The organism is Tardiphaga sp. (genome assembly GCF_028290785.1).
Lineage (GTDB): Bacteria > Pseudomonadota > Alphaproteobacteria > Rhizobiales > Xanthobacteraceae > Tardiphaga.
Map to the genome: position 1 here is coordinate 1 of NZ_JAQGJD010000030.1, position 25,912 is coordinate 25,912.

23 protein-coding genes are annotated in these 25,912 nt (G+C 64.1%); 9 read left to right on the plus strand and 14 right to left on the minus strand.

Features of this window, described 5'->3' with window-relative positions:
• The 4 genes from recF to rpsT all read right to left on the minus strand — a co-directional run.
• The coding region (gene recF, locus JWR89_RS01750) for a DNA replication/repair protein RecF (protein WP_299711007.1) at positions 1-1,054 on the minus strand (1,054 nt) is incomplete at its 3' end.
• 218 nt (positions 1,055-1,272) lie between these two features.
• Positions 1,273-2,391, minus strand: coding sequence for a DNA polymerase III subunit beta (gene dnaN, locus JWR89_RS01755; protein ID WP_299711010.1), 1,119 nt, complete (start codon positions 2,389-2,391; stop codon positions 1,273-1,275).
• Positions 2,392-2,765: 374 nt separating this feature from the next.
• The gene (gene dnaA, locus JWR89_RS01760) at positions 2,766-4,196 is read right to left on the minus strand and encodes a chromosomal replication initiator protein DnaA (protein WP_299711014.1); all 1,431 of its coding nucleotides are present in this window, start codon (positions 4,194-4,196) and stop codon (positions 2,766-2,768) included.
• 1,235 nt (positions 4,197-5,431) lie between these two features.
• Entirely contained in the window at positions 5,432-5,710 is a 279-nt protein-coding gene (gene rpsT, locus JWR89_RS01765; protein WP_299711017.1) for a 30S ribosomal protein S20, read from the minus strand.
• 417 nt (positions 5,711-6,127) lie between these two features.
• Here rpsT and JWR89_RS01770 point away from each other — a divergent pair, with 417 nt between their 5' ends.
• From JWR89_RS01770 to JWR89_RS01785, 4 genes are all read left to right on the plus strand, one after another.
• On the plus strand, positions 6,128-6,445 hold the full coding sequence (locus JWR89_RS01770) for a hypothetical protein (protein WP_299711019.1): 318 nt from the start codon (positions 6,128-6,130) through the stop codon (positions 6,443-6,445).
• Positions 6,446-6,654: 209 nt separating this feature from the next.
• The gene (msrA, locus tag JWR89_RS01775; protein ID WP_299711022.1) at positions 6,655-7,311 is read left to right on the plus strand and encodes a peptide-methionine (S)-S-oxide reductase MsrA; all 657 of its coding nucleotides are present in this window, start codon (positions 6,655-6,657) and stop codon (positions 7,309-7,311) included.
• Positions 7,312-7,442: 131 nt separating this feature from the next.
• Positions 7,443-8,156, plus strand: a complete 714-nt coding sequence (locus JWR89_RS01780) for a polysaccharide biosynthesis/export family protein (RefSeq protein WP_299711025.1) — start codon at positions 7,443-7,445, stop codon at positions 8,154-8,156.
• A 226-nt stretch (positions 8,157-8,382) separates the two neighbouring features.
• The gene (locus tag JWR89_RS01785) at positions 8,383-9,384 is read left to right on the plus strand and encodes a tripartite tricarboxylate transporter substrate binding protein (RefSeq protein WP_299711028.1); all 1,002 of its coding nucleotides are present in this window, start codon (positions 8,383-8,385) and stop codon (positions 9,382-9,384) included.
• Positions 9,385-9,392: 8 nt separating this feature from the next.
• Here JWR89_RS01785 and JWR89_RS01790 read toward each other — a convergent pair whose 3' ends face one another.
• Together JWR89_RS01790 and JWR89_RS01795 are read right to left on the minus strand one after the other, a co-directional pair.
• A complete protein-coding gene (locus JWR89_RS01790) occupies positions 9,393-10,079 on the minus strand; it encodes a dienelactone hydrolase family protein (protein WP_299711031.1) in 687 nt (228 codons plus the stop codon).
• A gap of 72 nt (positions 10,080-10,151) precedes the next feature.
• The gene (locus JWR89_RS01795; protein WP_299711034.1) at positions 10,152-10,493 is read right to left on the minus strand and encodes a hypothetical protein; all 342 of its coding nucleotides are present in this window, start codon (positions 10,491-10,493) and stop codon (positions 10,152-10,154) included.
• A 211-nt stretch (positions 10,494-10,704) separates the two neighbouring features.
• Between JWR89_RS01795 and JWR89_RS01800 the strand changes: the two genes are divergently transcribed.
• A complete protein-coding gene (locus JWR89_RS01800) occupies positions 10,705-11,802 on the plus strand; it encodes an HD domain-containing phosphohydrolase (RefSeq protein WP_299711037.1) in 1,098 nt (365 codons plus the stop codon).
• Here the strand turns inward: JWR89_RS01800 and JWR89_RS01805 are convergent, their stop codons facing one another.
• The 4 genes from JWR89_RS01805 to JWR89_RS01820 all read right to left on the minus strand — a co-directional run bounded on the left by JWR89_RS01805 (position 11,803) and on the right by JWR89_RS01820 (position 17,790).
• Positions 11,803-13,056, minus strand: a complete 1,254-nt coding sequence (locus JWR89_RS01805; RefSeq protein ID WP_299711069.1) for an MFS transporter — start codon at positions 13,054-13,056, stop codon at positions 11,803-11,805.
• An 82-nt stretch (positions 13,057-13,138) separates the two neighbouring features.
• Positions 13,139-13,702: a PRC-barrel domain-containing protein gene (locus JWR89_RS01810; protein ID WP_299711040.1), complete on the minus strand. Its 564-nt coding sequence runs from the start codon at positions 13,700-13,702 to the stop codon at positions 13,139-13,141.
• A gap of 50 nt (positions 13,703-13,752) precedes the next feature.
• Positions 13,753-15,954 (minus strand): amylo-alpha-1,6-glucosidase, encoded by a 2,202-nt coding sequence (locus JWR89_RS01815; RefSeq protein WP_299711043.1) that lies wholly within the window; start codon positions 15,952-15,954, stop codon positions 13,753-13,755.
• A 69-nt stretch (positions 15,955-16,023) separates the two neighbouring features.
• Positions 16,024-17,790 carry an ABC transporter ATP-binding protein gene (locus JWR89_RS01820; protein WP_299711046.1) on the minus strand — a complete coding sequence of 589 codons (1,767 nt, stop codon included), beginning with the start codon at positions 17,788-17,790 and terminating at the stop codon, positions 16,024-16,026.
• Between the two features lie 299 nt (positions 17,791-18,089).
• Between JWR89_RS01820 and JWR89_RS01825 the strand changes: the two genes are divergently transcribed.
• The 4 genes from JWR89_RS01825 to JWR89_RS01840 all read left to right on the plus strand — a co-directional run bounded on the left by JWR89_RS01825 (position 18,090) and on the right by JWR89_RS01840 (position 22,199).
• Positions 18,090-19,157, plus strand: a complete 1,068-nt coding sequence (locus JWR89_RS01825; RefSeq protein ID WP_299711048.1) for a glycosyltransferase family 4 protein — start codon at positions 18,090-18,092, stop codon at positions 19,155-19,157.
• A 194-nt stretch (positions 19,158-19,351) separates the two neighbouring features.
• On the plus strand, positions 19,352-20,932 hold the full coding sequence (locus tag JWR89_RS01830; RefSeq protein ID WP_299711051.1) for a Na+/H+ antiporter: 1,581 nt from the start codon (positions 19,352-19,354) through the stop codon (positions 20,930-20,932).
• A 179-nt stretch (positions 20,933-21,111) separates the two neighbouring features.
• Complete coding sequence (locus tag JWR89_RS01835; RefSeq protein ID WP_299711053.1) at positions 21,112-21,861, plus strand: glucose 1-dehydrogenase; 750 nt, start codon at positions 21,112-21,114, stop codon at positions 21,859-21,861.
• Between the two features lie 170 nt (positions 21,862-22,031).
• Positions 22,032-22,199 carry a hypothetical protein gene (locus JWR89_RS01840; RefSeq protein ID WP_299711056.1) on the plus strand — a complete coding sequence of 56 codons (168 nt, stop codon included), beginning with the start codon at positions 22,032-22,034 and terminating at the stop codon, positions 22,197-22,199.
• A 39-nt stretch (positions 22,200-22,238) separates the two neighbouring features.
• Here the strand turns inward: JWR89_RS01840 and JWR89_RS01845 are convergent, their stop codons facing one another.
• From JWR89_RS01845 to JWR89_RS01860, 4 genes are all read right to left on the minus strand, one after another.
• A complete protein-coding gene (locus tag JWR89_RS01845; RefSeq protein ID WP_299711059.1) occupies positions 22,239-23,627 on the minus strand; it encodes an FAD-containing oxidoreductase in 1,389 nt (462 codons plus the stop codon).
• Entirely contained in the window at positions 23,624-24,082 is a 459-nt protein-coding gene (locus JWR89_RS01850) for a DUF4126 family protein (protein ID WP_299711062.1), read from the minus strand. Before JWR89_RS01850 ends, JWR89_RS01845 begins: the two co-directional genes overlap by 4 nt.
• Before the next feature lie 151 nt (positions 24,083-24,233).
• Entirely contained in the window at positions 24,234-25,211 is a 978-nt protein-coding gene (locus JWR89_RS01855) for a branched-chain amino acid ABC transporter permease (RefSeq protein WP_299711065.1), read from the minus strand.
• The coding region (locus JWR89_RS01860) for a branched-chain amino acid ABC transporter permease (RefSeq protein WP_299711067.1) at positions 25,208-25,912 on the minus strand (705 nt) is incomplete at its 5' end. The genes JWR89_RS01855 and JWR89_RS01860, both read right to left, overlap by 4 nt.

Sequence of the window (25,912 nt, forward strand, 5' to 3'; positions counted from 1 at the left end):
CGGTCATCCAGACCTGGGCGCCGAGCTTTGACAGTTCGCCGAACAATGCGCGGCGACGGTCGGGATCGAGATGTGCCACGACTTCGTCGAGCAGCAGGAGCGGCGTGATACCGGTCATCTCGGCGACCAGCGTGGCGTGCGCCAGGATGAGCCCGATCAGCAGCGCCTTCTGCTCGCCGGTGGAGGCGTCGCGCGCCGGCATGTTCTTCGGCGCATAGATCACCTGGAGGTCGGTGAGGTGCGGACCGTCGAGGGTGCGGCCGGCGGCGGCATCGCGCGGGCGGCCATCGCGCAGGATCTGGCGGTAGCGGTCTTCCACCGATGTAGCGGGTTCGCCGACCAGCGCATTCTCCATCCAGCCGTCGAGCATGATCAGCGCGGAGGGAAACGGCGAGGTCTCGAAGCGCGCGCGCAGCATCGCCGCCAGTCGCGTCACGGTCTGGCTGCGCATCGCGGCGACAGCCACCGCGAGTTCTGCGGTCTCGCGCTCGATGGCATCGAGCCAGTGGCCGTCATAGTTGCGCTCTTCCAGCAATCGGTTGCGCGAGCGCAGGCTGCGGTCGAGCGCGGAGACGCGGCTGGAATGGTCCTTGTCGATCGCCAGCACCAGCCGGTCGAAGAAGCGCCGCCGCTCCGATGCCGCGCCCATGAACAGCTGGTCCATGGCGGGGGTCAGCCAGACCATGCGCAGGTGATCGCCGAATGCCGCGGCAGAGCCGACCGGTTCGCGGTCGATACGGCAGCGCCGGCTGCTCGATGCGGCTTCATTGGCGGGCGGATCGATACCGGTGCCCAGGGTGGCGAGGCCGACTTCGCCCTCGACCTCGGCGGATACTGCCCAGGAGCCGTCGCCCTGGATGTCGGCGACGTCGTCGAGGGTGGCGCGGCGCAGGCCGCGGCCCGGCGACAGGAAGGAGATCGCTTCAAGGCAGTTGGTCTTGCCGGCGCCGTTCGGCCCGACCAGCACCACCATGTCGCCGCGGGTCTGCAGCGACGCCGCGCGATAGTTGCGGAAGTGGGTGAGGGTCAGGCGATGGATGCGGGAGGCGGTCATTCACTTACGTCCGCGACGGCGCGCTCTCTTCCTTCTCCCCCGCGCGAAGCGAAGCTTCGCTAGGTGGGAGAAGGTGACGCGGCCGGAGGCCGCGACGGCTGAGGGGTATTGTTGGGATCGGAGGTCGTGGCACCCCTCACCCGCCTCGATCGCCCTTCGGGCGCTCGATCCACCCTCTCCCACAAGGGGAGAGGGGAAGTAAGAAAGAATTCGTCCGATCACACCCGCATCGGCATCAGTACGTACAACGCGCCCTTTGAATCCTTGTCCTGCACGAGCGTCGGCGAACCGGGATCGGCGAGACGCAAGACCGCGACTTCGCCTTCGATCTGGGCGGCGATGTCGAGCAGATAGCGCGAGTTGAAGCCGATATCGAGGGCGTCGGAGGCGTATTCGACTTCGAGCTCTTCGGTGGCGCTGCCCGAATCCGGATTGGTCACCGACAGGATCAGCTTGCCGGCCGACAGCGCCAGCTTCACGGCGCGGCCGCGTTCGCTGGAGATGGTCGAGACGCGATCGACCGCGGCTTCAAAGTCCTTCTTGTCGACGATCAGTTCCTTGTCGTTGTTCTGCGGAATCACGCGGCCGTAGTCCGGGAACGTACCGTCGATCAGTTTCGAGGTCAGCACGACATTGCCGAGGGTGAAGCGGATCTTGCCTTGCGACAGTTCGATCCCGACCTCGGCTTCGGCGTCCTCGATCAGGCGCTGCACTTCGCCGACCGTCTTGCGCGGCACGATCACGCCGGGCATGCCGTCGGCGCCCTTCGGCAGCTTGAGGTCGACCTGAGCCAGGCGATGACCGTCGGTGGCGACGGCGCGCAACGTGGTCGCCGCCGCCGTGCCGGCGGCATGCAAGTAGATGCCGTTGAGATAGTAGCGGGTCTCCTCGGTGGAGATCGCGAACTGGGTGCGGTCGATCAGGCGCTTTACGTCCGATGCCGGTAGCACGAAGGAATGCGTCATCTCGCCGGCGGCGAGGTCGGGGAAATCGTTCTCCGGCAGCGTCTGCAGCGTGAAGCGCGAACGGCCGGCCTTGATCGCCAGCACCGAGCGGTCGCCGTCGGCCTCCAGCACGATCTGCGAACCGTCCGGCAGCTTGCGCACGATGTCATAGAACATGTGCGCGGGCACGGTGGTCGAGCCGGCGGTGCCGACTTCGGCGGCCAGGGTTTCGGTGACTTCGAGATCGAGGTCGGTGGCCTTCAGCGCCAGCTTGGAGTTTTCGGCGCGGATCAGCACGTTGCCGAGGATCGGAATCGTGTTGCGGCGCTCGACCACGCGGTGCACGTGGCTCAGCGACTTCAGCAGTTGCGCGCGTTCGACGGTGACCTTCATTGCAAACTCGCCCGATCCGGTTCGAAGTCGTGTGGTGAGGTTCCGGGCCACCCGGACGGGCGCCGCGGCGATTGACGCCCGCAAGCTCGATCAAAACGGATTTTGCTCAATCCCGCGGGGGTCCGCAAGGTGGCGTGATTGCAGGCGAAGTGCAAGGGGAGATGGGGCGGCGTTCCCCACGTTTTGGCAGGGACAACGTACGCGCTGTCGCGAGTGGCTTCCCTCCCCCCCAGGCGAAGCGAAGCTTCGCTAGGTGGGGGAGGGTGGCGCGTAGCGCCGGGAGAGGGGAAGCCGCGGGTGCCGTCGTTCGTGCCTCACCCCTCTCCCTGACCCTCCCCCGCAAGGGGGGAGGGGACATTGCCGCCTGCGATTATCTACTCCTGCAACTGGCGCTTCAGCGACTCCACCTCGTCCTGCAGCGCGACATCCTTGCCGACCAGCGCTTCGATCTTGCGGACGGCGTGCAGCACGGTGGTGTGGTCGCGTCCGCCGAAGCGGCGGCCGATCTCCGGCAGCGAGCGCAGCGTCAGGGTCTTGGCCAGATACATCGCGACCTGGCGCGGGCGCACCACATTGGCGGTGCGGCGCGATGACAACAGGTCGGAGCGACTGACATTGTACTGCCGGGCCACGACGCGCTGGATGTCCTCGATCTTGATGCGCTTCGGCTCCATCGGGCGGATCAGGTCGCGTACTTCGCGCTCGGCCATTTCCAGCGTCACCGGCGTGGCGTTGAGCTTGCTGTGCGCGAGCAGGCGGTTGATCGCACCTTCGAGGTCGCGGCCGTTGTGCGTAATGGTACGGGCGAGATAGTCGAGCACCGGCGCCGGCACGTCGAACGTCGCGTGATGCGCGCGGGCTGCTGCGACGCGCGACTTCAAGATGCCCAGGCGCAGTTCTTCGCCGAGCGATCCCATTTCGACCACCAGGCCGCCGGCAAGGCGCGAGCGCACCCGCTCGTCGAGGCTTTCCAGGTCCGACGGCGGACGGTCGGCGGCGATCACCACCTGGCGGCCGGCGTCGATCAGCGCATTCAGGGTGTGGCAGAACTCGGCCTGGGTGGTCTTGCCCTGCAGGAACTGCATGTCGTCGATCACCAGCACGTCGATGCCGCGCAGCGCTTCCTTGAAGGCCAGTGCCGTCTGCGTCTTCAGCGCGGCGACGAAGCCGTACATGAACTTCTCAGCGGTGAGATACAGCACCTTGCGCTCGGCGCCGGAATTGCCGGCCCAGGTCACGGCCTGCAGCAGATGGGTTTTGCCGAGGCCGACGCCGGCATGGATGTAGAGCGGGTTGAACATCACACTGTCGCCGCGGCGACCTTCGGCGACCTGGCGCGCGGCGGCATGGGCCAGCGTGTTGGAACGGCCGACGACAAAGCTGCCGAAGGTGAGGCGCGGATCGAGCGGCGAACCGCCGAGCGCTTCGTGGCTGGCGGAGACCGGAGCGATCGCCGTGTTGCGCAATTCGGAGGAAGGACGACCGTCGCGGCCTTCGCTGCGGCGGGGTTCGACCGGCGCCGGGGCTTCCTTGGCAGGCGCTGCCACGCGCATCGCGGTGCGCACGGTGACATCGACGCGGTGCACTTCCGGCATCTCCGCCTGCCAGCAGGTCAACACGCGCTCGGCATAATGCGCCTGGATCCAGCTCTTCAAGAACCGGGTCGGGACTGAAAGGTGGACGCTTTCGTCCTGCACGCTCTCCAGATCCATCCGCGCGAACCAGCTGGAATAGACGTCCTCGCCGACGCTCGACCGAAGCCGACCCTTCACGCGAGACCAGCGATCCTGTTCCATATTTGACATTGTCTTCTAACTCTTCCGATTGAACTGAGGTGTGGCCTAACTTTGCCGAATGCATGTCCGCGCGATTGCGTGTGCGCGGCGCGACCTCGGGCGAAAGCTTTGCTTCCAGACACAACCCGGCCTTCGGCGAAACGCCGCGCGGTGGTCGATGCTGCTGGAAGAAAGTTTTCGCGAGGTCAGCGCGTACTCGACGGCCGATCGGGAGCACGGGCGGGTGGCCGCGACGGCGTGCGCGCCGTCACATCGGCGGCCGCCAAAGATGGTGTGTGATGAAATGTCGTGGTGGTTGTCTTGAGCATAAAGCCTCCCCCACTCGCCACGGTCGCCCGCAGCAAGCTGTCATCTCAAAAGTGTTCCAAATTCAGTCCGCAACGTCACAGCGGCCGAAGCCGCCTGGCGTTGCATTCCGTGTCGTCTTGCCCGCGTCTGCCCATTTATTCCCATCGCCCTCGGCCTGCCGGGACTTGCTCCGGTCCGTGCCGCTTCTCTTTTTGTAAGGCGCCCGAACCAGGCGCCCTCCTGAGAATTTCGACACAGAACAACCGTTCCCATATTGCTATGGGCTGCAATCCCGTCAAAGCTTGGAAAGCGTCGCTAACCTGCATACCGCCGCTGATCTGCACGTCCACCCTGGTTCCTAAATCGCACTGATCTGAAGAACCGTGGGCGCCGCGAACGATTAAAGAAATACACCGAGTTTTCGTTCTCGCAACGGAATGATTTTTTCAGTGCCGCGTAGAAACCGCATTTGCAGACGCCAGAGATCACGGCGATTTGTGCGGCAGAGCGACAAGGTTTTGAATCAACGCACTGAATCGAAGTGTGACGGTGCGATTGCAAATCCGGCGGCGGCAAAAAAATAATTCATAATTCGTTTACGATTGCAGGCGGCGACAATGCATTTTCAAAGTGCTTGGCCTCACTATGCCGATAAGTGATTAGCCGAACGCGTTTTTTCCTGTGCGTTGAGTCAGGGTAACTCTGGACACGGGACTCTGCATGGTGGCGCAAGGCTGTTGCTATTTTCGAATCGAGCGCGGGTGACGAAGAATGCGGGTTGACGCTTTCTTCGTTGTGATTCTCGATTGCGCGTCATGCAACTTGTTCCGTCGCTTAGCGCACAATGCTGCTCGCGAAAGCAAAATGTTCCACACCATCAAAATCTGTCGGGCGATTGCGCGCACAAAAAAGCCCGGCGTTAGCCGGGCTGTTTCGAAATTGATTTCGACGGTCGCTTACTGAGCGGCGACCTTGTCGAGCTTCGCGATCTGATGCACGAGGCGCGACACCTTGCGGCTCGCCAGATTCTTGTGAACGATGTTGCGCTGCGCGGCCTTCATCAGTTCGGGCTCCGCCTTCTTCATCGCCTGCAGCGCCGCTTCGCGGTCGCCGCTCTTGATGGCTTCTTCGACGATGCGGATCGAACCGCGCATCTGGGTGCGGCGCGACTTGTTGACGATGGTGCGGCGGGCAATCTTGCGCGTCGCCTTCTTGGCGGAAGTAGTGTTGGCCATATCTCGTTATCCTTCAGCAGCGACCCGTAATGGGCGCCGGGCTGATTGACGCTCGCCGCGATATCGCAGCCAGCGTTGATCTGTTTCCGGGGTGTTCCTGAAAATGCCATCCCCGGAGCGAAAACTCACAAGGCACGCCGCTCAAAGAACAGCGGCGGCAGGATTGCGCCCACCGCCATTGGCGCTCCTTATAGAGCGCCGGGATTACACCGTCAACGCTTTCCGGGGCGCCTGGGCGTTGTCCTATCGATGCACTTCCGGGAGGTACAGCCGAGCTCTGGGCGCCCCCGCGGGGCGCGCCGATCGCGCCCCAAATGATGGTTCTTTCTCATTCGAATACGTCGTAAGTTGCTGGCGAGGTTGAATTTCTTTCGCCATCCGGGTATTGCCGGGCCAGATCGATAGCGAGGTTAAGGTATGATCCGCGGGTTTTTCCGTCTGGTGGGGCTGCTGCTGCTGGCCGGTGGGTTCATTTTCCTGGTCTATGACGGGGCGCGGTCGATCGCCGACCAGGCGCTGCGCCTTACCAGGCTGGACCAGTTTTGGAACGACATCCACCAGACCAGTCAGCAGGCGTTCCAGGCCATGGTCGAGCGTGCCTCGCCATTTCTATGGAACAGCGTCGTAAAGGTCGTTCTCAACCAGCCGGCGTGGGCCGTCATGGGCGCGCTGGGTATCTTTCTGATGCTGCTGTTCCGGCCGAGCAAGCCGCTGATCGGCTATTCGCGCCACTGATCAGGCGGCCTGGCGGCGGTTTCCCTGCGGCAAGCCTGCGCGTAACAGATCTGCCGTTTTGTTCGTAGATACCTATATTGTCGTTGAGTTCGGCGCCCGCAGGCAAAGGTGAATCCGGTTTTGCCGCTGGCGCTGCCGGCCGTCCACTATGCGCGTTGGTCCAGCGAACCGGATTTCACTTCGTTCGACGACGCGCCGGGAGATGATCCATGTTGTTCATGCGCAAGACCACTGCATTGCCCACCGCCGACGAAGCGCTGCCGGGCCGTGATACGCCGATCCCGACCGCATCGCGCCATTTCGTCAATGGCCATCCGATCCAGCCGCCCTATCCAGAAGGCCTCGAGCAGGCGGTGTTCGCGCTCGGCTGCTTCTGGGGGGCGGAGCGCAAGTTCTGGGAACTCGGCGATGGCATCTACACCACCGCGGTCGGTTACGCCGGCGGTCACACCCCGAACCCGACCTATGAAGAGGCCTGTTCGGGCCGCACCGGCCATACCGAAGCGGTACTGGTGGTATTCGACCCCAAGAAGATTTCCTACGAGCACCTGCTGAAAGTTTTCTGGGAAAGCCATAACCCGACCCAGGGCATGCGCCAGGGCAACGATGTCGGCACGCAGTATCGCTCGGCGATCTACACATTTGGCGATGCGCAGATGAAGGCCGTCGAAGCGTCGAAGGCGGCGTACCAGAAGGCGCTGTCGGCCAAGGGCGTCGGCACCATCACTACCGAGATCGCGCCGGCCGGCAATTTCTATTTTGCCGAGGATTATCACCAGCAGTATCTGGCCAAGAACCCGGCCGGCTATTGCGGTCTCGGCGGCACCGGCGTGTCGTGCCCAATCGGCGTCGCCGTCAGCGCCTGATCACGCGCCGGAAACTACTGAACTGCGCGCCCGCCTCCGCTACGGAGGCGGGCTTTTTCATGCCCTGCGGTGCGGCGAAAACGGAATGTTAACCATAAGCGGGCAAAACCGAGGCTGTCTCCTTGTGAGGGATGAGTCCGGTGTTGTCAGTGCGCGCGTTCCGATTGTCGTTGATAGCTACGCTTGCGGCGCTGGCCCTGTCGGGTTGCATGCAGCGGCGGGCGCCTGTCGCGATGGTCCAGCCGCGCAGCGATCTCGATACCCTGGCCTATGGTCAGCCGGCCTATGAGCCCCCCGCGGTCATTGTTTCCGGTTCAGGCTTGGCCTCGTCCCGCCGTGGCTATGCGGTACCGGTTCGCTACGTGGCGCCGGTTTCGACCTATGATGCGCAGTATCGCCTCGACGCCGGCGACCGGCTGCGCGTCGTCGTTTACGGCCAGGAAGGTCTCACCAATTCCTACGCCATCGATGCCGGCGGCAGCATCACCATGCCGCTGATCGGCGCGGTGCCGGCGCGCGGCCTGACACCCTCGGCGCTCGCCGCCAGCATCAGCGGCCGGCTGCGCAACGGCTTCATTCGCGAACCTTCCGTCGCCGTCGAGATCGAAGCCTACCGGCCGTTCTTCATTCTCGGCGAGGTCGCCGCTCCCGGCCAGTATCCCTACGTGCCGAACATGACCGTCGAGAGTGCGGTGGCGATTGCCGGCGGCTTCTCGCCCCGCGCCAAGCGCGATGAAGTCACGCTGACCCATCCCGCGCCGGATGGCGTCTTCCGCTCGGTGGTGCCGCTGGGCACGCTGATCAGCCCAGGCGATACCGTCCTGATCAGCGAGCGCTGGTTCTAGGCCCTCGCTGCTTTGTCACGCGGGGCCATCTGCCGGCATTGCTTCAATCTCCCGCTCGACGGAATTGCACCTCTGCGGCACGATTGGCTGCGATGTATCCGCGCATGCACCGAGTCTGTCAGCGCGCCGTATCGAATCCCTGCCGCGCCATGTTAGAAACCGCGACGCGAGAAAACTCGCCGGGCGCAGGTCATCCCTGCGCACTAAACGATCTAGGGAGGCGACAATGATGCGGTATCCGTCGGTCAGAGCTGCGCGCGTCGTAACGGCCGCGGTCGCGATGGCGTTGGCTACCTCGCTGTCTTCCGGCGTGCTGGCGCAGTCCGCGGCAGCCTATCCCGAGAAGCGCATCACCTTCGTTGTGCCTTACGCCGCCGGCGGAGCGACCGACGTGTCGGCGCGATTGCTGGCGAGCAAGCTGCAGGATGCCTGGAAGCAGGCCGTCGTCGTCGAGAACAAGTCCGGTGCGGGCGGAGTGATCGGCAACGACTTCGTCGCCAAGGCGCCGGCCGATGGCTACACCGTGCTGGTGGCGATCACCCAGATCATCCAAGCGCCCAGCCTGGTTTCAAGCTTGCCCTATGATGTCTTCAAGGATCTCACGCCGGTCACCCAGGTCGGGCTGTCGCCGATCGTGCTGACGATTCCCGATGCGCAGCCGATGAAATCGCTGAAGGACCTGATCGATCTCGCCAAGGCCAATCCCGGCAAATATGCCTATGGGTCGTTCGGCAACGCGACGACGTCGCATCTCTACGGAGAGCTTCTGAAGAAAACCGTCGGGATTGATCTGACCCATGTGCCGTATCGCGGTTCGGCGCCGTTGCTGAATGACCTGCTTGGCAATCAGCTCACGGCGGCCTTCGTCGATCTCACCACAGCGGGCCCGCAACTGAGCGGTGGAAAGGTTAGGGCGCTCGCCGTCGGCGGCGAGGCGCGCAAGAAGTTGCTGCCGGATGTGCCGACGCTCAAGGAACTCGGCTATCCCGGCTTCGAGGCGGAAGGCTGGGTCGGCATCTTCGTGCCGGCGGCGACGCCCAAGGACATCGTCGCCAAGCTGTCCGCCGAACTGTCGCGGATCATCACCTCGCCGGAAGGAACCGCGGGGCTGGAGTCTGTCAATCTGGTTCCCGTCGGCGGCACCGCCGAAACCTTCCAGGCGACGTTGCAGCGCGATTTTGCGCGTTGGGCGACGGTGGCCAAGACCGCCGGCGTCCGGGGCGAATAGTCCCGCGCTCAGGCCGCCAGATGCTTGGCCAAGAAGGCGAGGCTGCGTTGCCTCGCCAGCTCGGCGCTGGCCTTGTCGTAGCTGGCGCGTTCGTCGCAACCGAAGCCGTGCTGTGCGCCGTCATAGACGAACACCTCCACTTCCGGCCGCTTGGCGCGAATGATCTCGACGTCGCTGAGCGGAATGCCGTGGTCGCGCTCGCCGAAATGCAGCTGGGTCGGCACCGTCGGCTTGTCGTCGGCGAAGCGGACGATGGCGCCGCCGTAGTAACCGACCGCCGCACTGAGGCCGGTCAGCTTGGTCGCGGCGGCATAGGCTACGCTGCCGCCGAGGCAGAAGCCGATGATGCCGACCGGACCGAAGTCCTGCACCGCATCGATCGCCGCCTGGGTATCGCGCAGCATCGCCGGCCAGTCCGGCTTGGCGACGAATTTGCGTGCGATCGCCACTTCTTCTTCCGAATAGCCTGACTGGAAATTGCGCTCGATGCGGTCGAAGATCGCGGGCGCTATGGCGACGTAGCCCTGCACGGCGAAGCGGTCGCACACCGTGCGGATGTGGTGGTTGACGCCAAAGATTTCCTGAATCACGACCACCGCGCCCCTGGGCGTGCCCCTGGGCGTGCCGGTGGGCGTGGTGCGATAGGCGCCGAGCTCAAACTTGTCGGAGGCGGTCAGCGTAACGTCTTGTCCCACGGGAGATCCATTGCTTGTTGCGACGGGTTGTCTGTTTGCAGGTCACGCGCAAAGCGGCAAGACACAAAGCCGCTATTGCCACATCCAGTTGTGGCCCCAGTCGCCCTTCCAGCCGGTTAGGCGTCCCGCGCGAAACTGTAGATAGAGCCGGTCGCGACGATCGAAGAAGCCGCTACCGCCGATGTCGCGGATGGCGAGATAGATCTCGTTACCGTGGCGGCCGCTGACATAGTCGAGCGGCGTTCCAAGCGCGCGGGCCGCATCGCCGGCTCGCATCCCGAACGCTAAAGGCGTATTGTTCGAAAGGGTCGCCGTGAACGGCGCGTTGGACCACGGCGGCAGTTGTTGCGCGCAGGCCGGGGAGATGGCGACAATTCCGGTCGCCAGGGTCAGGATGAGGACAATCTTGGTCATGGCCAATTGTTTCCGGATGATGAATCGACCCAACATACATTGAATCAAGTCTGCCGCGCACCGGTAACTCCGCAATAGCTGCGTTGCCAGCGCGGGAACCGCTATCGGCTAGATCATGAGTTATTAACAATACCCTTTAAGCTTCGGGAACCCAGTTCCAAGGTATCAATGCCGCGCCAGCGGCCTGCTTGCCGCATCAGTTCGAGGGTACATGAGCGCTTCAGTCCAACAATCGCCGGCGCGACGCCGACTGCTTCTGGCATCGGACCGCAGCGATCACAGCAGCGAACTCGCCCAGATCCTGCAGAGGGTCGGTGACGTCGAGCAGATATTGACGTCGGACATTCCGGAAGTCCCGGCCGGTGACCTGTCCGGCATCATCGTGGATATCAATCTGCGCTCTTCGGAAAGCGTCCAGCGCGTCCGCAACAAGCTGCGCGCCAAGGCCTATGAATCGATGCCGCGACTATTCGTGCTGGCCGATGCGCTGCACCACGGCTCGATGCAGGCCTGGGCGCTCGGCGCCACCGATACCATCGCACGGCCGTTCGATCCCAATGGCGTGTTGCAGCGGGTTCGCGCCGCGTTTCCCAATCCGCATGACGAAGATTTCTCCGCCAACGGCAAGGCACTGAACCGTGGAATCGAAGCGGCCCATGGGGTGATGGTCAAGATTTTCGAAGGGTTGCCGGCCGGCGTGCCGCTGTCCTTCATCGACGTGATGCAGGCCGAGAACGCCATCCTGAGGGCGATCAAGCGCACCTCGCTGCGCGAATGGCTGGCCACGGTAGGTCGTCACCATACGCACAGCTATCGGCACTGCCTATTCGTCACCGGCTTTGCCGTCGCCTTTGCGCAGCATCTCGGCATGCGCGACGAGGACCAGCGCCGATTGACCCGCGCCGCGCTGCTGCACGATGTCGGCAAGGCCTTCACGCCGATCGCCATTCTCGACAAGCCGGGCAAGTTGACCGACGAAGAAACCATCGAGATGCGCAAGCATCCCCGGCAAGGCTTCGAGGCGCTGGTGGCGCAGGGCAGCTTTCCACGCGAGATGCTCGACGTGGTGCTGCACCATCACGAATTCCTCGACGGCACCGGCTACCCCGATGGCCTGAAGGGCGACCAGATCAGCGACATCGTGCGGCTGATGACCATCGTCGACATCCACGCCGCTCTGGTAGAGCGGCGCTCCTACCGGATGCCGTTTACCCACGCCAAGGCCTTCGAGATCATGGAGCAGATGGGCGATAAGCTCGATCAGCCGTTGTTGCAGGTATTCCGGCCGGTGGCGCTGGGAGCGTATTGATCAGGCGGGGGCTTCGCCGTTGCGCCGGGTTTCCGGCATAATGGTCCAGATCATCAACAGGCCGAGCGCAGCGACGCCGGCCAGGCCGACGAAAGCCACCGGCGCGCCGAAACGATCGGCGACGAACCCGGCCAGTACGGTGCTCAGCGCCGCGCCGATGCCGGTGGCGGTGCCGACAATTCCCTGCGCCAGGCTGAAGCGGCCGCTGCCGAAGGCGACGTCGGCGACGATCAGCGGGATCATGACGCTAAACACCGCGGCGGTGACGCCGTCGAACGCCTGCACCGCGACCAGCGCGTAGGGGTCGGTCACCGTCGCGAACAGCAGGCCGCGAATCGTCAGCGCAGCGAAGCCGAGCATCAGCAGCGGCCGGCGTCCGAATTGCTGTGCCCTGCGGCCGACGGTCGGCGACGTCGCGGCTACGATGACCTGCGGCACCACGATACAGAACGCGATCAGCACCGGCGCCCAATCGGCGGAACGAGTGGTAACGACGCCGGCCATCAGCGGCAACATTGCAGCGTTGGCGAGCTGCAACAACAGCACCGCGCCGGCGAAAATCAGCAGCGGCCTCTGACGGATCAGGTCGCGAAAGCGGATGGCCTTGAGGTCGGTCGTGGTCGGGTCCACCACGGCGCCATGGGCCTGTGCGGCATCGATCTCGTGGGCGCGAATCCGCGACAGCGCATACAGCGTCGGCAGCGCCAGCAGAAAGGTGACCACGAACACCGAGCGACTCGACAGATAATAGCCGCAGGTGCCCATCACCGCGGCGGCGACGCCGTTGCCCAATGAGGCGAAGCGGGCGTTGCGGCCGAGCCGCTCGCTGATCTTCAAGGGACCAACCAGACCCAGGCTGATCGCGGCGATCGCCGGTCCGAGCACGCAACTGGCCATGGCATGGAGCGTCGCGGCGGTGACGACGATGGGGAAAACAGGAAACGCGGCATAGCCCAGGGCGCAGCCACCGATGACGGCAATCGCGGCGGCGGCCACCAGCTTGGTCGAGCGCACGGCATCGACGATGGCGCCGCCGGGGATCTGGCCGATCAAGGCGATGACGCCGCCGATCGAGAGCACGAAGCCGATCTCGACCTGGGTCCATTTTTGCGTGGTCAAATAGACCGCGATGAACGGGCCGAAGCCGGTCTGGACGTCGGCGAGGAAGAAGATGAACCAGTCCAGCCCGCGCAGGCTTTGCCGCGATGGCAGCGGCGCCCGGCGCGGCTCGCCGGAATCGTGCTCCGGCGCGATGCCGGGGGCGCCGGCCACTTTCGGCACCTCGTGGTCGTGAGACGCGCGGTCAGGAGGGCGTATGGTTGCTTGAGTGGGCAACCTATCTCTCCTGCATCGTCAGGGGTTGAAACCGCAGCGGATGCAGCAGGCCGGACGCCCCGAGCACGACGATCGGCGCGTCGTCCTTGTATTCGGGCGCGGCGCGGACCTGTTCGCGGGTCAGTTCCAGCGTAATGCTGGCGCTCTTGTCGGCCACGTTCCAGAAATGCAGCGCGGCCCATTCGACCACGATCTTGCGGCTGCCGACGCCGAGGAAGCCGCCGAAATCGATCACCGCGGCGCGCACCTGGCCGGCGCGATCGACGATGACGTCGGAGATCCGGCCCATGTTCTCGGCGGCCGGGCTGCGCACGTCACGTCCGAGAATGCCGTGCGCGTCGACCGCCTCGATCACGGTGACGGAGGGCGGCTTGCTGACGGATGCCGGCGGTGCGGGCGCAAGGGTAGGCGCGGGCGGAGCGACTTCGGTAGTAGGAGGCGTCGGAGTTTCCTGTTGCGCCGGTGCAGCTTGCGGCGAAATAGGAGCGTCGGCGGACCACGATGGTGCAGCCGAAAACATCGCACAAGCGAGCAACAGGGATAGCTTCAGACGGGTTGCGTGCATGCAGCCTTCCTCAAATCTCGGTTCGGCGTGAACGGGCCGGCGACAACGCGTCAATGCGTCAGCACGATGGAGACCTGGATCTTGCCGCGGGTGCGCAGCACTTCCAGCGAAACGTCGTCGTTGTGCTTGCATAGGCGCAGGTCGATGCTGGAACTCCCGAGCTGCAGATCGCGCAAGATCACCTCGTGCAGAAATGCTGGCAGTCGCGGATTACGGAACCGGATCTCGCCACCGGCGGCATCGAACTCGATGCCGAGTGCCGCCTCGAGCAGCGTGAACGGTGTGGCACTGGCCCAGGCCTGCGGCGCGCAGGCGACCGGATACAGCGTCGGGCCGCGGCGCTTCTCGCGCTGGAAGCCGCAGAACAATTCCGGCAGCCGCCGCAAGTCCATATAGGCGGCGGTGTCGAACAGTCCCTTGAACACGGCTTCCACCGAATGCTTGAGCCCGTAGCGCGACAGGCCAAGCGCGATCAGCGCGTTGTCGTGCGGCCAGATCGATCCGTCATGATACGACATCGGATTGTAGCGGGCTTCGCCGCGCGCGATGGTGCGGATGCCCCATCCGGTAAAGAAATGCGGCCGCATCAGGTCGGTGGCGACGAGCCGCGCGCGATCTTCGCGGACGATGCCGGTGAACAGCAACTGTCCGGCATTGGAGCTGCGGACCTCGCAGGGCATCTTCTCACCATCGAGCGCCAGCGCGTAGGTGCCGAGCTCCTCGCACCAGAACGCTTCCTCGAACTTTTCCGATAGCGTCTGGGCTTCCGTCTCAAGCTGCCGCGCTTTATCCATCAGCCCCATGCGCAGCGCCAGCTTGGAAGCCAGTTGCTTGGCGGCGTAGACGTAGCCCTGAACCTCGGCCAGCGCGATGTTGCCTTCGGCGAGCTGGCCGTCGGCGTGGAAGATCGCGTCGTACGAATCCTTCCAGCCCTGGTTCTGCAGGCCCTGGTCGGTGGCGCGCTGGTACTCGACGAAGCCATCCTGGTCAGGATCGCCGGGACCATCGATCCAGGCGAGGGCGGCCTCGATCGCCGGCCACAGCTCACGCAACGTCTCGTCGTCGCCGGTGCGCTCCACGTAGCGGCCGGCGAGCAGCACGAACAACGGCGTCGAATCGACGCTGCCGTAATATTGCGCGAACGGCACCTCGCGCAGCGCCGCCATCTCGCCACCGCGCATCTCATGGAGAATCTTGCCTGGCTCGGCATCGTTGAGCGGATCGACGGATTTGGCCTGGAACGCGGCCAGCCGCTTCAGCACGCCGCGAGCGACGCGCGGATCGATCCACAGCATCTGCAATGCGGTAATCAGGCCGTCGCGGCCGAACGTGGTGGAATACCAAGGAATACCCGCATAGGGATAGCGGCCCTGCGGGGTCTCGGTCATCAACATGTTGAGGTCGGCCATGGCCTGGCACAGCACCTCGTTGAAAATGTCGTTCGAGGTCTCGATCGAGGTCGCGCCCCTGGTGGAATTCCGCATCTCGCGGCGATGCGCGAGCAACCCGCGGAAGAACGGCACGGGCCTGTGACCGACCGCGGCGTTACAACTGGCCGTGACGAACAGCGAGGTCGTCTGCTGCGGTGCCAGTTCGAAATGATAGGTCGCGGTATTCGCCGCCAGCCGCGTCGGCTTGGGGTCGAGGTGCAGCATGGTGCTGCGCGCCTGTTCGTCGAGGCCGGTATATTCCAGTGCGACGTCGCAGGGGCCGAGCAGTCGGCTGGTGGCGACGCCGCGCCGCGTGCGCTGCGAGCCGCGCACCTCGAACAGATCTGCGAAGTCGTTGTCGAACGTCAGCGCCAGGTCGAAACTGGCGGGATGCTCGCCATGGTTCTGCACGCCGATGCGCTGATAGGCGGTGCCGCGCCACAGGAAGAAGGTGCGCACGATGTGCAGCATGTCCTTCTGCAGTACCAGGCGACCGTCGCGGTAGATGTCGGGATTGGTGAGATCGACGGTGAGCGAGGAATTGTCGTCGCGCAGGTTCGAGCCGAGCAGCAGCGGCTGCAGGCCTTCGAGCGATAGTTCGAGCCGCGCTAGATAGCGCGTATCGGCATTGAACAGGCCATCCGGTCCGCCGGCGGAGGCGCCGATATCGCCGTGGCTGTCGAGCACGACAAAGGTGTCATCATGCTTAAGCGCACGGCGCGGTCGCGCGGCTGGTCCGGTCATCGGAATGTAGAACGGCGACTCCACCACGGCATCGGCGGCGTCGATCGGAATGAGCTTGGCAGCGGCTTCGATGGGCATGATCGACCTCGGCCGGTTGATGGGCGTGGAGAGACGCTCCGAAACGACTCAGTTGGTGAGCTTAGACGGTCACGCCGCGTGCTGGGCGAGACGGCTCATTTCCCGGGTCACGAGTTCGCGATACGGCCCGGTTCCCTGCATCAGGCTGTCGGGCTTGCCGTCCTCGATGATCTTGCCGCCCTGCAGCATAATGACGCGGTCAAAGTTGCGTAGCGTGGCCAGGCGATGTGCGATGGCAATCACGGTACGGCCGCGCATCAGGCGCTGCAACGCCTCGCGGATGGCTTCCTCGGACTCGCTGTCGAGCGCGGCGGTGGCTTCGTCGAGCAACAGGATCGGCGCATCCTTGAGAAAGGCGCGGGCAATGGCGATGCGCTGGCGCTGGCCGCCGGACAGTTTTACGCCGCGGTCGCCGACCTGGGTGTGCAGGCCCTCCGGCAGCGTCTCGACGAAGTCGCAGCGCGCCGAAATCGCCGCGCGCATCACGTCCTCATCGCTGGCGCCGGGCCGGCCGTAGCGGATGTTTTCCATGATCGAACGGTGGAACAGCGAGATATCCTGAGGCACTACCGAGATTGCCTGACGCAGGCTGAGCTGGGTCACCCGTGAAATATCCTGGCCGTCAATCGCAATGCTGCCTTTCTGCACGTCGTAGAACCGCTGCAACAGCACGAACAAGCTCGACTTGCCGCCGCCGGACTGGCCGACCAGCCCGACGCGCTGGCCGGCATGCAGCCGAAGGCTGAACTTGTCGAACACCGGCAGGCCACCGGGATAGTTGAATGAAATATCATTGAAGGCGATGGCCGCGCCGGATTTCACGAGCGGCTCGGCTTCCGGGTGATCGCTGAGTTCGTGCGGCACCAGCAAGGTCGCAAGAGCTTCCGACAAGCGGGCCACATGCTGCGTCACATCGACCAGGGCGACGGCCAGATCGCGCGTCGCATGAAGGATGGAGAGGCCGAGCGTGCATACCAGCACCACATCGCCGGTCGAGGCGCCGCCGCTCTGCCACAGTCGGATCGCCCAGGCGAGCAGCGCAATGGTGAGTACGACGGTGATGGCGGCATGGGTGAGGCGCAGCCGCTCCAGATAGCGCAGGCTGCGGCCGCGCGCGTTCAACTCGCGATCGACGGTGGCATCGAAGCGGGCATGCTCGAAACCCAGTCCACAGAAAGCGCGGACCAGCGGCATGTTATTGATGACATCGACCATCTCGCCATCGACGGCCGCAGCCTTGTCGGCGAAATCGTCATGCAGGTCCTTGCCCGCCGCAGCCATCTTGAACATGACGACAACGACGGTGCCGGCGACCACCGCGAGACCGGCGGCCATCGGCACGCTGACGGTGCCAATCAGCGCAATCGCAGCAATGGTGGCGACGCAGGGCGGCAACACATTCCAGACGAACATATTCTCGACCGTGAACACGGCATTGGATGTGGCGGTAATGCGGCTGGTCAGCATGCCCGGCAGCCGATCCGTGAAATAACTTGGCGCGTGGCCAGTCAGATGCCGGAAGATATCGCGCCGCAGGTCGCCCGTTACCCCGACGAAGGTGAAGCTGGCGGTCCAACTAGCGACGCGCCACAGAAACATGTCCGCCGAAATAAGCGACACCAGAAAAATAAAAGCCATCCAGACCCCGCCGCCGCTGCCATTCGGCCCTGCCGACAGTCCATCGACTAGATATTTGATGCCGTATTGCGTGCCTACCGAACAGGCGACGGCTGCAAGTACAGAAAGCAGGATGACGAGATGCGATGCAGAGCGCTGCTTGATATAGCGCATCACAAAGGCAAAGGGGCGCTGTGCGTATCCGGAAAGACTGTCCATGTGATGCTCAAAACCCGTTGAAGGAGAACCAGAATCCTGCTGCGTCGCGTGGTCGTTGCTGGTTGCAGAGTGTGCCATCGCAATATTCCCACGTTCTCGTCATCACTGCGCAACAATTCGGCAGCAAGTGCAGTGCACGAAAGTTGAACGGATGTGATGGCATCAGCAAGACCACAGTGTGGACGAAGTGCGCACGTCAGTTAGGAACCTCGCACATGCGAGAACGTTCCCAATTCGGCATGCCGGTGCCGGCAGACGCAAAAGCGTGTTCGATCACGCCAACAACAGGAGAAGTCAGGATGCGCATCGCGCAGGTTGCTCCGCTCACGGAAGCCGTACCGCCCAAACTCTATGGTGGCACCGAACGGGTCGTGCACTGGTTGACCGAAGAGCTGGTGGCTCTGGGAAATGACGTCACGCTGTTTGCAAGCGGAGATTCGCAGACATCGGCCAAGCTTGACGCGGGATGGCCGAAGGCGCTGCGCCTCGATGGCTCGGTCCGCGATCCCAATGCCCTTCACATGGAAATGCTGGAGCGCGTGCGACAGAAATGCGACGATGAGGAATTCGACTTCCTGCATTTCCATCTCGACTACTACCCATTCTCGCTGTTTGCACGGCAGCCGACGCCGTTTCTCACCACGCTGCACGGGCGACTCGATCTGCCCGAACACCAACCGGTATTCACCACCTTCAGCAAAGCCCCGGTGATCTCGATCTCGAACGCGCAGCGGCGCCCGGTGCCCCAGGCGAACTTCGTGCGCACGATCTATCACGGCATCCCCGAGAAGCTGCTGACGCCGCAGTCGATCGCACCAAGCTATCTCGCCGTGCTCGGCCGGATCGCGCCGGAGAAGGGCGTCGATCGCGCCATCAAGATCGCGATCCGCTGCGGCATGCCGCTGAAGATCGCAGCGAAGATCGATCGCGCCGATCAGGACTATTACGACGAGGTCATCAAGCCGCTGATGGCCCATCCGTTGGTCGAGTATATCGGCGAGATCGGCGACCACGAGAAGCCGCAATTCCTGTCCGGCGCGTTCGGGCTGCTGCTGCCGATCGACTGGCCCGAGCCGTTCGGACTGGTGATGATCGAATCGATGGCCTGCGGCACGCCGGTCATCGCCTACAACAGGGGGTCGGTCCCGGAGATCATCGATGAGGCCGTCACCGGTTTTATTGTAGAAGATGAGATCAGCGCCGCTGCGGCAGTGGGGCGGCTCGTCGGTATGGATCGCGGCGCCATCCGCGCTCGCTTCGAGGAACGCTTCACCGCGCGTCGCATGGCGCTCGACTACATGGCGGCCTATCGCGACCTGACCGACCGCACGGTGCCGAAAATCCGGCTGGTCAGTAGCGCAGAATAGCGCGCCTTCGCGAAAATGATGCAGATTGTTGGTAAGTGCGGCCAGTTGGCCGCTCTTTGTATGCGAAGGCGCTAATCGCCTCCCGCGCCGCAGGGCGGGAGGAAAAGAAGCCATAGCGCGGGTGCAGCCCCGTCTGTACAGCCCGCCCGGCATTTGCGAGAAACCGCTATTGTTCTCGCATCCCGTAGGCCAGCATGACCGCCGTAGCCCGCTTCGAACTCATCCTGCTCCTGATGGCCGTCATCGTCGTGCTCGACCTGATCGCACGGCGGCTGCAATTGCCGCGCGCGGCGGCGCTGATCCTCGGCGGCATCGGTTTCGCGCTGATCCCAGGCACCCCCGACCTTGAGGTCGATCCCGACCTGGTGCTGGTGCTGTTCCTGCCGCCGTTGTTGATGTCGAGCGCGTGGTTCACCTCGTGGCGGGATTTTCGCGCCGATATCCGCATCATCCTGCAACTCGCCGTCGGCGCGGTGTTCTTCACCACGCTGGTGGTCGGCGTTGTCACGCATTGGGTGATGCCGTCGCTGCCATGGGCGGCCTGTTTTGCGCTTGGCGCTATCGTCTCGCCGCCGGATTCGGTGGCGGCCAAGGCGGTGCTGTCGAAGCTGCCGCTGCCCCAGCGGGTCATCATGCTGCTGGAGGGCGAAAGCCTGGTCAACGATGCGTCCGGCCTGGTGCTGTTTCGCTTTGCGGTCGCCGCGGCGCTGACCGGCAGCTTCAGCCTTGGGGAAGCGACGCTGACCTTCGCCTGGCTGGCCATCGGCGGCGTCGCGGCCGGAGTGGCCTTCGCCGCATTCACGATCTTTGTCGTCAAGCGCATGCGCGACACCGACCTGATCATCATCTGGACTTTCCTCAACGCGTGGATCGCCTACATCGCGGCGGAAAAGCTCGGCGTCTCAGGCGTGCTATCAACGGTGGCCTGCGGCATGATCCTGGGCTGGAAGCAGCACGAGGTCATCAACGCCGCCACGCGAACCCGCGCGCTGTCGGTGTGGGGCGTCGTGGTGTTCGCGCTAGAATCGCTGGTGTTCATCCTGATCGGGCTGTCGCTGCGCGGCATCCTGAGCCGTCTCGGCGGTGCCGATGCGCTCGTGGAACTGCTGCCGGCGACCGCGGCGATCGTGGCCGCGGTGATCGCGGCGCGCTTTGTCTGGATCTTTCCGGGCACCTATTTGCCGCGGCTGCTGCTACCGTCGCTGCGCGCCAAGGATCCCTATCCGCCGCTGGCGGTGCCCTTCATCATGAGCTGGGCCGGATTGCGCGGCGTGGTCAGCCTCGCCATCGCGCTATCGCTGCCGGAGCACTTTCCCGGCCGCGACTTCATCCTTGCGGTGACCTTCGCGGTGATCCTGGTGACTGTGCTGGTGCAGGGCACGACGCTTGCGCCGCTGGTGCGGCTGCTGGTGAAGGGCGAATTTTCGGTCTTGAACGCGTCGCATCTGACGGAGGCAGAGACCCGCGCGCTGGTCGCCGCGGCCCAGCTCGCGGCGCTGGAAAAGGAATCGCTCAATCCGGACGGCACGCATCGCCACCCGCGGCTGATGGAGCAGTACAGCTACCGCGTCAACGCGGCCAAGCGGTTCTCCGAAGAATCCGAAACGCTGGCGCCGCACCGCGTCGATCACTACAGCGCCGTGCTCGCCGCGAACGCCGCCGGCCGCGCCGAACTGCTGCGGCTGCACCGCAGCGGCCAGATCCACGATTCCGTGCTGCACGAGATCGAGCAGGGACTGGATCTCGAAGAGGTCAACGTGCGCCGCTACGTGTAAGCTCGTCCTCTCGGCCGTCATTGCGAGGCCGCGAAAATCGCCGGAGGCGAATTTCGCGGAGCGAAGCGATCGCGAAGGCTCCTCGCAATGACGAACGTTGACCGTCTTCTCAATCGCATCGTCAACGTCTAACCTCTCCACATTACGCGCTCGTTCGAAGCGCGATCAGGGAGAGAGACATGCGACTGCAGGGATTATCCGCCATCGTCACCGGCGGCGCTTCGGGCTTCGGCGCCGGGATCGCACAGGCTTTTGTTCGCGAGGGCGCCAAGGTCGTGATCCTCGACCGCAATGCTGACGGCGCAAAGCAGGTCGCCGATGAAATCGGGGCCGGCGCCATTGCACTGGGTGGCGACGTCACGAACAAGGCCGATGTCGATGCCAGCGTCAGGCTCGCCGTCGAAAAATTCGGCAAGCTCGACATCGTGGTCAACAATGCCGGCTGGACGCATCGCAACAAGCCGCTGCTCGAGGTGACCGAGGAAGAATTCGACAAGACCTTTGCCATCAACGTCAAGTCGATCTTCCTGATGACCAATGCCTGCGTGCCGGTGATGCGGCTGCAGAAGAGCGGCCGCATCATCAATATCGGCTCGACTGCCGGCGTTCGGCCGCGGCCGGGCCTGACCTGGTACAACGCCACCAAGGGCGCGGTGAACCTGATGTCGAAATCGCTGGCCGTGGAACTGGCCCCCGACGGCATTCGCGTCAACTGCATCGCGCCTGTGATGGGCGAGACCGGGCTGCTGGAATCCTTCATGGGCGTGCCGGACACGGCGGAAAACCGCGCGAGGTTCATCGCGACGATTCCGCTCGGCCGGATGTCGCGGCCGTCCGACATCGCCAATGCCTGCGTCTATCTCGCCGGCGAAGAGTCCGAGTTCCTTACCGGCGTAATCCTGCCGGTGGACGGTGGCCGGACGGTCTGAGCGAGGAAATTCATAAACCATCGAATCCGGTGAGATTCGATTCACCACGCCGGTTAAGCAATTCACCTGCGGTTCATGCGATGGTCGCGTCATGATCGGAGACAAACTCCGGCAGGGAAGGCGTCGGGGTCAGGCCGCAGCGCGGTCTGGCCCACCTCTTTGGGATTATCATGGCAGCCAAGAAACGATCCGTACCGCGCAAGAAGGCAAAAGTCTCCGACGCGGTCTATCCGACCTCCGCGGTCGCGATCGCGGCGCGCAATCTGCTGAACATGGCCGTCGTGATGGCCTCGTGCGGCACGATTTTGCTGACGCTGATGATCGTCAAGAAATTCTGAAAACGGTCCGGTGCGAGAGCCGCCCGACACGCGTCCGGGCTACGAACCGTCCGGCTTCATCTCATTGAGCAGCGTCGGGATCAGTTCCGATACCGTGGGGTGAATAGGCACTGCCCACTGTAGCTGGGTGTAATCTGCACCGACATTCATGATGTCGAGAATGCCATGGATCGCCTCGTCGCCCGAGGTGCCCAGAATCGCAGCGCCTAGAATCTTTTTGGTCTCGGCATCGACGACGACCTGCATCAGGCCCAGCGTCTCGCCTTTTTCGACGGCGCGGCCGACATGGGTCATCGGCCGCGTGCCAACCAGCAGCTTCTTGCCGGTCGCCCGCGCCCGCGCCTGCGCCAGCGTCATCCCGACACGGCCGAGCGGTGGGTCGATATACAGCGCATAGCCTTGAATGCGATCGCTGACCTTGCGCGCGGCGCCATCGAGCAGGTTGGCGGCGATAATCTCGTAGTCGTTATAGGCGGTGTGGGTAAAGGCGCCGCGGCCGTTGCAGTCGCCCAGAGCGAAGATGCCGGGCACATTGGTCTCGAGGCCGTCATCGACCTTGATGTAGCCGCGCGCGTCCATCGCCACGCCGGCTCTGTCCAGCCCAAGATCGTCGGTATTGGGGCGGCGGCCCACCGCCAGCAACACGTCGCTGCCGATGATCTCCGGATCGCCTTCGGTGCAATCGACGCCAACGCCGATGCCGTCGGGATGCGGCCGGAAGGTAATGCATTCGGCATCGGTGCGAACATGAATCCCCTCGGCTAGCAGGATTTCGCGGATCGCCTCGGAAATTTCCACGTCCTCGCGCGATACCAGATGCGCGCCTTTCTCCACCACCGTCACCTCGGCGCCGAAGCGGCGATACATCTGCGCGAATTCGAGCCCGATATAGCTGCCGCCGATCACCACCAGATGCCTTGGCACGCGGTCGAGCTGTAGGATGCCGGTATTGGTGAGATATGAGATGTCGTGGATGCCTGGCATTTCCGGCACCACGGCGCGCCCGCCGACATTGAGAAATATCCTGGGAGCCGTCAGCAGTTCGTCGCCGACGCGAATCGTATTGGCGGATTCGAAGCGGGCATGGCCATCGAACACTGTGCAGTTGGTCATGCCGCGCAGCCAGCTCTCGACGCCTTGGCGTGAATCCAGCGTCACCTTGTCGGCGCGCGCCTTGACGCGCGGCATGTCGATGCGCACCGGCGCATCGATCATCACGCCGTAATCGGCGCCGCGGCGCGCGAGGTGGGCAGCATAGGCGCTGGCGACCAGTGTCTTGGTCGGCTTGCAGCCGGTGTTGACGCAGGTGCCACCGAACAAATGTCGCTCGACAATGGCAACCGACATGCCGGCCGCGGTCAACCGGCCGGCCAGCGACGGGCCGGCCTGTCCGGCACCGACGATGATGGCATCGAAGGAGCGGGTCATTTCAGCGCGAGCACGATCAGGGCCGCGCCGATAATGGCAATGGCGTCCTCGATGAAGGCGGCCGGCTGGTCCTTGCCGAAGTTCGCAGCCAGCTTGCTGCGCAGCTCGGCGCCGCCGAAGGTCCCGATCACTGCACCGACGATGCCGGCCAGCGCGCCGAACAGCCAGTTGGCCGTTCCGGCAAGGGCGATGCCCGCAATCGCGCCCATGAAGACACGGGCGCCGAACTGCATCGGCACTTTGCGGCTCGGGGTCGCCGGCAGCTGGTCGGTGACGAGTTCGCCGATAGCAAGAACGGTGAAGATGACGACGGCCCAGATCGAGCCGAGAAACCACAGCCAGGTTCCGTCGAGCTTGAGCACGCCAAGATAACCGGCCCAGCTCACCGCTGCCGCCGGCATCATCGCCCGCAGGCCGGCGACCACGCCCATCAACAATGCAAGAAGGTAGATCATTACAAATCCCCCAAGCCAAGGGCGCGGCCGGCGCCGCTCCAATAGGAGATTAGCGAAGGTAATGGTTTCCGCCAACTGGAAGCTATCGTGCCGTGCGCAGGCGGATAGTCAGTAGCGCGGGTTACGCCTTCGCCCAACCCGCCCTGCGCTTTTAGGCCGATCGCCGCTTAGCCCACAGCCGCTCGACCAGCGGAAGCAATCCCTGCGGCGTCACCAGGATCACTGCGATCACCACGATACCGTAGATGAAGTAGTGCAGGCCGGGCAGGGTGGTGCCGAGCTTGCCGCGCAGGATCTCGCCGAGCGGCACCAGCAGCAGCGCGCCGAGCGCCGGGCCATAGGCGCGGCCGAGCCCGCCGACGGTGGCAAACAGCACGATCTCGATGGTGATCACCGGCGACACCAGCAGATAGGGATCGGCAAAGGTGAGGTAGCGGACGTAGGCCGTGCCGACCACCGAGGCGAGCACGGCGGAGATCACCATGGCGATGATCTTGTAGCGCAGGATGTCGACGCCGATCGCCTGCGCCGCCTTCTCGTTGTCGCGGATGGTGCGCAGGTAATAGCCGAGCGGCGCATTGAGGATCGCGACGCTGACCAGCACGCAGATCGCCGCCAGCGCCAGCATCACCCAGAACGCCCCTTGCCCGCCGCCGAACTGGAACGCCCAGAAGTTGCCGGTGTCCTTGGGCAGCAGTAGCCCGGAGGCGCCGCCGAGGAAATCCCAACCATCGACGACGATGCTGCCCATTTCCGCGAAGGCCAAAGTGATCAGCACGAAGGAGAGATGGCCGAGCTGGAAGCGGAAATCGATCCAGGCGATCACCGCGCCGAGCATGCCGGCGATTGCCGCGGAGATCAGCAGTCCCAGCCACATGTTGATGCCGAGCTTGAGCAGCAGCGCGCTGGACAGCATCGCACCGGTGCCGATGAACAGGCTGTGCGCCAGCGAAATCTGCCCGGCCATGCCGCCAACAATATTCCACGACGAGGCCAGCGCGACATAGACCAGCGCCAGCGTCAGGATGTGGAGGTAATAGCTCGGCAGGACCAACGGCAGCAGCGCGGCGAGCGCCAGCGCGCCCCACCAGATCGGCGACCGCAGCGTGTTGTAGAATTCCTCCCTCATCGCGAAGCGCTCCAGGTCAGGCCTTGCGGCCGGAACAGCATGATCGCGACGAAGATGATGTAGGGCATCAGGAGTCCGAGCGGGCCGTCGAGGTAGATGGTGCCAAAAGCCTCGGCGATGCCGATGATCAGGCCGCCGAGCATGATGCCGACGAAGTTGGTCATGCCGCCGAGCACCACGACGAGCAGGGTGATCACGGTGTAGCGCAGGCCCTGGGTCGGCTGTATTGGCGTGCCCGGCAGCAGCAGGGCGGCGGCGAGCGCGAGAATGCCGATGCCGAGCGCGAAGGTCAGCACCTGGACGCGGCCGACATTGATGCCCATCAGCGATGCGGCGTGAGCGTTCTGGTGCACGGCCCGGATCGAGCGGCCGAAATCGGTCGAGCGCAGCATGATGTAAAGGCCGATGGCCAGTGCAAAGGAGACGACAAAGGCGATGATATGCGGCACGCGCAGGACCACGTCGCCGAGAATGACCAGTTTCGACTCCACCGCCGAGGGCGTCCGTGCCGGCTCGCCGCCAAAAATCATCAGGATGCCGTTCTGCAGCACCAGGCTGAGGCCCAGCGTCAACTGCACCACCATCAGGAACTGGTGCCCGACCATCGGCCGGATCAGGAAGATGTAGACCACCGCGCCGATCGCGGTCATCAGCGGCACTGTGATCAGCACCGAGACATAGGGGTCGAGCGAGAAGGCGGA

Coding starts and splice junctions, on each gene's coding strand:
- dnaN (WP_299711010.1), bottom strand. CDS start 2,391: ATGAAGGTCACCGTCGAACGCGCGCAACTGCTGAAGTCGCTGAGCCAC.
- dnaA (WP_299711014.1), bottom strand. CDS start 4,196: ATGTCAAATATGGAACAGGATCGCTGGTCTCGCGTGAAGGGTCGGCTT.
- rpsT (WP_299711017.1), bottom strand. CDS start 5,710: ATGGCCAACACTACTTCCGCCAAGAAGGCGACGCGCAAGATTGCCCGC.
- JWR89_RS01770 (WP_299711019.1), top strand. CDS start 6,128: ATGATCCGCGGGTTTTTCCGTCTGGTGGGGCTGCTGCTGCTGGCCGGT.
- msrA (WP_299711022.1), top strand. CDS start 6,655: ATGTTGTTCATGCGCAAGACCACTGCATTGCCCACCGCCGACGAAGCG.
- JWR89_RS01780 (WP_299711025.1), top strand. CDS start 7,443: ATGAGTCCGGTGTTGTCAGTGCGCGCGTTCCGATTGTCGTTGATAGCT.
- JWR89_RS01785 (WP_299711028.1), top strand. CDS start 8,383: ATGATGCGGTATCCGTCGGTCAGAGCTGCGCGCGTCGTAACGGCCGCG.
- JWR89_RS01795 (WP_299711034.1), bottom strand. CDS start 10,493: ATGACCAAGATTGTCCTCATCCTGACCCTGGCGACCGGAATTGTCGCC.
- JWR89_RS01800 (WP_299711037.1), top strand. CDS start 10,705: ATGAGCGCTTCAGTCCAACAATCGCCGGCGCGACGCCGACTGCTTCTG.
- JWR89_RS01810 (WP_299711040.1), bottom strand. CDS start 13,702: ATGCACGCAACCCGTCTGAAGCTATCCCTGTTGCTCGCTTGTGCGATG.
- JWR89_RS01815 (WP_299711043.1), bottom strand. CDS start 15,954: ATGCCCATCGAAGCCGCTGCCAAGCTCATTCCGATCGACGCCGCCGAT.
- JWR89_RS01820 (WP_299711046.1), bottom strand. CDS start 17,790: ATGGACAGTCTTTCCGGATACGCACAGCGCCCCTTTGCCTTTGTGATG.
- JWR89_RS01825 (WP_299711048.1), top strand. CDS start 18,090: ATGCGCATCGCGCAGGTTGCTCCGCTCACGGAAGCCGTACCGCCCAAA.
- JWR89_RS01830 (WP_299711051.1), top strand. CDS start 19,352: ATGACCGCCGTAGCCCGCTTCGAACTCATCCTGCTCCTGATGGCCGTC.
- JWR89_RS01835 (WP_299711053.1), top strand. CDS start 21,112: ATGCGACTGCAGGGATTATCCGCCATCGTCACCGGCGGCGCTTCGGGC.
- JWR89_RS01840 (WP_299711056.1), top strand. CDS start 22,032: ATGGCAGCCAAGAAACGATCCGTACCGCGCAAGAAGGCAAAAGTCTCC.
- JWR89_RS01845 (WP_299711059.1), bottom strand. CDS start 23,627: ATGACCCGCTCCTTCGATGCCATCATCGTCGGTGCCGGACAGGCCGGC.
- JWR89_RS01850 (WP_299711062.1), bottom strand. CDS start 24,082: ATGATCTACCTTCTTGCATTGTTGATGGGCGTGGTCGCCGGCCTGCGG.
- JWR89_RS01855 (WP_299711065.1), bottom strand. CDS start 25,211: ATGAGGGAGGAATTCTACAACACGCTGCGGTCGCCGATCTGGTGGGGC.